Origin of the sequence: Jannaschia seosinensis (genome assembly GCF_001408515.1) — a bacterium.
GTDB classification, from domain to species: Bacteria; Pseudomonadota; Alphaproteobacteria; order Rhodobacterales; family Rhodobacteraceae; genus Jannaschia; species Jannaschia seosinensis.
Map to the genome: position 1 here is coordinate 1 of NZ_CYPR01000025.1, position 5,436 is coordinate 5,436.

Below are 5,436 nucleotides of genomic sequence, written 5' to 3' on the forward strand. Positions count from 1 at the left end.
GTTGATCCCCTTGTGGCGACGGTGCTCTACGCCGGGTGCGAGTTTCGCCTTGGCCGCCGCATAGGATCCGAGCTTGTCGGTCACCATCACCCGCGGCAGGCCCCATCTCTTGAAGAGCTTGCGCATGAACTGCTTCGCGGCCGCGGTGTCGCGGCATGACTGCACGAGGATGTCCAAGACGTCGCCTTTCGCGTCGATTGCCCGCCACAACCAATGCTTCGTGCCGTTGATCTTGAGTACGACCTCGTCGAGATGCCACTTGTCGGCTGGCCAGGGCCGATCGCGTCGGATCTTCGCGGCGAACTGCGTCCCGAACTTCGCGACCCACACCCGTATCGTCTCATAGGAAACGGCGACGCCCCGCTCGGCCAGAAGGTCTTCGACATCTCGCAGGCTCAGGGCGAAACGGTGGTACGCCCAGACGGCGTATCCGATGACGGTGCGCGGAAAGCGGTACCCCTTGAGGCGGGAGAGATCGTTGAGGTTCAGCATCCAAGCGAGCTACCGGCCTTCCATGACGCCATCAACCTGACAGTGCCCTTCGAAGCCGTCATCCTCTGCCCCGCCCAAGGGCTCCAGCGTCAGACGGCCCGCATGATCCGCCGCAGATCGCGTCGGCGCGACCAGGATAAAGCGATCGAACCGTCCAGCCATGCTGTCGCGCAGAAGATAAAGCGCGCGCCGCCATTCCGAAGCGGCAAGTACCCGTGGCCCGTCAACATAGACCGGGACATGAATGGCGATGCAATGTGAAGCCCACATAGGGGGAGGAGGTCGCACAGAAACCGAGCTTCGCCAAGGGATATTGGAGCTATCTGTTTTCGCTCGCCGCCAAGTGATCGTGCAGCGAAAAAGAAATCAGAACCTGATCGATTTTATCTTATGTAATTTTAGAAATACCAGTTTGCGAACGTTTCGTCCAAGCCACGCAATAGGGCAGTCTGTTGCGACGCTATTTGGAGGTGCGTTCCGCCTTGCCTGAGACCCACCCCAAGAAAGCCTTGTCAGCCGAGCGCAGCCGGGGACGGCCGGTGGAGGCCCACCAGGAGAGCCACTCTGCCTCAAGCGAGTGGACGTCGCAGCCTGGGATCATCGTGCGCGCTTTTGCCAGCGTATCGGCGTGCAGGACGGGGCGCCCTGCTGCCTCGATGACCGCGTCGCGGGGCGTGACGCGCAGGATGTCGCCGGGGTCTTCGCTCAGGTGATAATCTGGGAGCGTGTCGGCCGCGATCGTTTCCCGTAGCATGGCGCGGAAGACGCGGCGGGGCGATGCTGATCCTGATTTCTTGTGCAGCACCTCGACCGAGACCCGCCAAGACTCTTGGCGGCCGCAATGCTTGCGAGCGAGTTCGTAGAGCCGCCTCTCGAGCGGGCGGCGCAGCTTGAAGTAGTCCCGGCTGAGCGTCAGAACCGACTTGGCCAGAGCCGCCCGGAACAGCCAGTCCGACAGCGTCACCGAGACGCTGATCATGCGGCCCCCCTTTGAGCGCCGTACGATCTGCCAAGCCTCGATCAGGCCGAAACCTTGGGTGATCTCGACGCCCCCGGTGGTGATGTTCGTCGTGATGCGCGTTCCGGCGAGCCGCTCGAATGCCTCGCGCAGACGCCGGTAGCCATCGCCGGACGTGTCCCGGCCTGTGGCGGCCATCAGATCGGCGGCCCGCAGGTGCAACGTGCGGCCAACCTGACGGCCCGCATTGATACCTGCCATCAGTTGACTGGTGCAAAAGATCAGGATGTCCTTGTCGTGGATCGTCGCGCGCCCCTTGACCGAAGGAGTGACGGTGACCTCGGTTCCGTTGTGAACGTATTCGAGGATGCGACGGTCAGGTCGGGTCGAGAGACTGAAGACCGGATGCTCAAGGGTCCCGATATCCCCTTTGGGAACCGGATCGAAAAAATCGCACAAAAAGAAGCCGTCGCCGCCGCTCCCGAAGAAGCCGAGGCCCGGGCCCGCGCCCGAAACGATGTCCGACATACTGCTCTGCCCGCCCCGAGTCTCTTCGGTGTTTCATTGACGCCCAAGGTACGGAGGCCTCTGCCGCCGGTCCAGAGTTTTCCACAGATGAACGTGGGATCGGATTCACACGTTCGGTGGATCGGATTCACACGATCGTGGTATCAGAGTCGGGCAGATGCTTCAGAATGCCTTCAAGCTATTTCAGATCAGTAAGTTACGAGCGAAGGGTTTAGTCCCTAACATATATAATAACGTATAAACTAACAGGCGCTTGAGGAGCTACGCCTTGCACACTGGGTAAAGAGAACTGCTAAGTATGAAATCAGGCTACTGATTTTAATAAAGAATATCGCCTAAGACGCGCTTTTGCTTGCATGTGCTGCATTTTCCAGTATCAAGGGAAAAACACGTGACATGAGGGCTTGATGACGAAGCAGGCAGCGGCCGAAGAGCTCCCCCTCTACTTCGGACTTTCACCAGATCGGGCAATGGAAGAACTAGGGCCTCCGGTGACGACAAAGGGGTTTTCCGAGTTCGCGCGGGACTGCGGGCGCGGGCGCGAAGACCTGATCGGGCGAGGCCTTGATGCAGGTGGCGAAAAGGTTCTGAGGCGGTTCTCGACCTGGGAAATCACACGCTATCTGATCCCGGTCGCGGCGGCTCATTTCCGGCGTGTGCTTCGGCAGAATCCTGATTTGCCCCAAGGCCACAGCGACACCAGTGGCGGTGCCAAATGGTTCACTCTCGACGAGGTGCTGCGCTTGCGCGCCCACTTCGCCACAGAGGGGTCCAAATCGCGGAACTACCTTCCTTACCGACCTGAGGGCTTGCCGGCCAAGGTGGTTGCGATCGCGAACTTCAAGGGCGGCGTCGGCAAGACCTCGACCGCTGCCCATATCGCCATGTCAGCAGCACTCGATGGCTACCGCGTGCTCGTCATCGATCTCGACAGTCAAGGGTCCATGACTTCGATCTTCGGGGGCCAGATTGCCGATGAATGGCAGACGGCCTTTCCCATGCTGGCCCGCCATCACGCAGAATATTTACAACGCGAAAATCGCGTCCGAATTTCTCGGGGCGAGGCGCCTGTGAACTTGGATGAGACGCTGGACGAAGCGCTGAAGGTGGAAGGCCGTGATCTTATCAAGAAGACTCATTGGCCGAACATCGATCTCATCGGTGCGCAACTGGACCTGTATTGGGCCGAGTTTCAGATCCCGGTCTGGCGAATGCAGGGGCGGGGATGGAAGCTGTGGGACGCTTTGTCGGACCGCTTGGAGGCTGATGGCCTGCTTTCGGAGTACGATATCATCGTCCTCGATACGCCTCCGGCTCTCGGATATCTGACGATCAATGCATTGAGTGCAGCAGACATACTGCTGGTGCCCTTGGGCGCGAGCTTTCTTGAATTCGACTCGACCGGCCGCTTCTTCGATATGTTGCATGCTACATTCTCGTCGATCGAGACGGGAGAAAACCAAGCAGCCCGCGCGCTTGGCCTGCCCCCGATGGGTTTCCAATGGGATGCGGTGCGTGCGGTTCTCACCCGTTACGACGCCAGCCAGCAGGCCGAGCTCGCCGCGTTGATGCAGGCCTATATGGGCGACGCGCTGTCTCCGTACCGGCAGGACTTCACCGCGCTGATTGGTCAGGCCGGCGAGCGGATCTCGGGGATATACGAGGCCGATTACCGCGACTTCAATCGCGAGACTTACGTGCGTGGGCGCGCGACCTTCGACGAAACCTATGCCGGCTTCAAGAAACTGCTCATCGGAGCATGGCGGCGCGACGAACTGGCGGCAACCGAGGGAGGTGAGTGAAATGGCAAAGCGCAGGCGGCTAAGCCCCGCTCTTCTGAACGGGACGGATGAACGCCTAGGCTCGAGCGGACCGTCAGGGACAGAAACTGGTTCCCCGCCGATTGCTCGGATCGCCGCCGATACGTCTTCGCAGGCAGCTTTCGAAGACGTTGCACGAGCCCTCTCGGAGGCGCGGGAGGAAGGCCGTCTTGCACAGGTCATTCCGCTCGATGCGGTGGAGACCGAGCATCTGTCCCGTGACCGAATAGCCTTTGACGCAGAGGATATGCAGGCGCTGAAAGACAGTTTGCAGGCCCGGGGGCAACAGGTGCCGATCGAAGTGGTAGACCGGGGTGAAGGCCGTTTCGGCCTGATCTCCGGCTTACGCCGTGTCATGGCGCTGAAGTCTCTAGGCGCAACTCAGGTGCTAGCCGTTCTGCGGCGTCCGGAAACAGCAGCTGAGGCCTACCTCTCCATGGTTGAGGAAAATGAGCTCCGGTCCGGCATCTCTTTTTACGAAAGAGCGCGCATTGCCTGTGAGGCAGTTCGGTTGGGCATCCATCCTGATCTGCCTGCCGCGATACAGAGCCTCTTTCCCTCGGCAAGCCCGGCGAAGAGATCCAAGATCGGGACGTTCGCCACAGTGCATAATGCCGTGGGTGACAAGCTACGCTTTCCGGCCGCCATTCCCGAACGGCTCGGCCTCGCACTCGGTGCCGCATTGGCTCAAGGCGGAGATGTCGCTGTCGAATTCGCGACCCGTTTGGTTGAGGCCGATCCGCAGGATGCCGAAACCGAGCGCACGGTGATCGAAACGATTATTTCAGAGACTCGATCCGAAAAGACGCTGGCGAAGGCAGGTCGAGGACGTCCTGCTACCAAGCCGCAGCTGCTGCGTCCTGGTTTGGTGATGGAACGCAGAGCAGGCAAGGTCGTATTGTCAGGCGAAGAGTTGACGGACGACCTGCTGGCCCGGCTCGAGCACTGGCTGAAGAGTGGCTAGGCATATTTTCGCATGCGAAAATATGCCTAGCTGTGACCTTCCCAGGGCGCTGTTGCACGAAGCATCTGAAGGCCGGACTTCCCCTTCCCCGTCTGATGTCAGCCGACGGGCTGCGTGACGGGGATGCCGAGAGCGGTGAAGCGGTTGAGGATGGCGATACGGACTTGGAGTTCGGCGGTTTGGCGGTCGAAGTCTCGGGCGGCGAATCTCTGACCGAGGAGCTTCATGCAGTTCATTTTGGTCTCGACACGGCTGCGACGGTGGTAGCCACTCCAGCGGCGCCAGATCGTTCGACCTATTCGTTTGATGGCGCGCAGGGGCACTGTCAGGTTGATGGCGTCATGGAAGGCCGGTAGCTCGCTTGGATGCTGAACCTCGACGATCTCTCCCGCCTCAAGGGGTACCGCTTTCCGCGCACCGTCATCGGATACGCCGTCTGGGCGTACCACCGTTTCGCCCTGAGCCTGCGAGATGTCGAAGACCTTCTGGCCGAGCGGGGCGTCGCCGTTTCCTATGAGACGATACGGGTGTGGGTCGCGAAGTTCGGGACGCAGTTCGCCGCGAAGATCCGACGCGATCGGCCCTGGCCAGCCGACAAGTGGCATCTCGACGAGGTCGTACTCAAGATCAACGGCACAAAGCATTGGTTGTGGCGGGCAATCGACGCGAAAGGC

6 protein-coding genes and 1 pseudogene are annotated in these 5,436 nt (G+C 60.4%); 3 read left to right on the top strand and 4 right to left on the bottom strand.

Translation table 11 applies throughout. The annotated features are described in order from the left end of the window. The 3 genes from JSE7799_RS02490 to JSE7799_RS02495 all read right to left on the bottom strand — a co-directional run. A partial coding sequence (locus JSE7799_RS02490; protein ID WP_055662200.1) for an IS6 family transposase occupies window positions 1-492 on the bottom strand: 492 nt, incomplete at its 3' end. Window positions 493-501: 9 nt separating this feature from the next. After that, window positions 502-762: a hypothetical protein gene (locus JSE7799_RS21210; protein WP_144431521.1), complete on the bottom strand. Its 261-nt coding sequence runs from the start codon at window positions 760-762 to the stop codon at window positions 502-504. Between the two features lie 190 nt (window positions 763-952). Continuing rightward, entirely contained in the window at window positions 953-1,978 is a 1,026-nt protein-coding gene (locus tag JSE7799_RS02495) for a replication initiator protein A (protein ID WP_055662196.1), read from the bottom strand. 407 nt (window positions 1,979-2,385) lie between these two features. Between JSE7799_RS02495 and JSE7799_RS02500 the strand changes: the two genes are divergently transcribed. Together JSE7799_RS02500 and JSE7799_RS02505 are read left to right on the top strand one after the other, a co-directional pair. Then, window positions 2,386-3,780, top strand: coding sequence for an AAA family ATPase (locus tag JSE7799_RS02500; protein ID WP_055662197.1), 1,395 nt, complete (start codon window positions 2,386-2,388; stop codon window positions 3,778-3,780). 1 nt (window position 3,781) lies between these two features. Beyond that, on the top strand, window positions 3,782-4,762 hold the full coding sequence (locus tag JSE7799_RS02505) for a ParB/RepB/Spo0J family partition protein (protein WP_055662198.1): 981 nt from the start codon (window positions 3,782-3,784) through the stop codon (window positions 4,760-4,762). Window positions 4,763-4,860: 98 nt separating this feature from the next. Here the strand turns inward: JSE7799_RS02505 and JSE7799_RS19430 are convergent. Continuing rightward, a pseudogene (locus JSE7799_RS19430) lies at window positions 4,861-5,079 on the bottom strand (IS5/IS1182 family transposase); the annotation flags it as partial. Window positions 5,080-5,127: 48 nt separating this feature from the next. Between JSE7799_RS19430 and JSE7799_RS02515 the strand changes: the two are divergent. Beyond that, a partial coding sequence (locus JSE7799_RS02515) for a DDE-type integrase/transposase/recombinase (protein ID WP_144431523.1) occupies window positions 5,128-5,436 on the top strand: 309 nt, incomplete at its 3' end.

Coding starts and splice junctions, on each gene's coding strand:
- JSE7799_RS21210 (WP_144431521.1), bottom strand. CDS start 762: ATGTGGGCTTCACATTGCATCGCCATTCATGTCCCGGTCTATGTTGAC.
- JSE7799_RS02495 (WP_055662196.1), bottom strand. CDS start 1,978: ATGTCGGACATCGTTTCGGGCGCGGGCCCGGGCCTCGGCTTCTTCGGG.
- JSE7799_RS02500 (WP_055662197.1), top strand. CDS start 2,386: ATGACGAAGCAGGCAGCGGCCGAAGAGCTCCCCCTCTACTTCGGACTT.
- JSE7799_RS02505 (WP_055662198.1), top strand. CDS start 3,782: ATGGCAAAGCGCAGGCGGCTAAGCCCCGCTCTTCTGAACGGGACGGAT.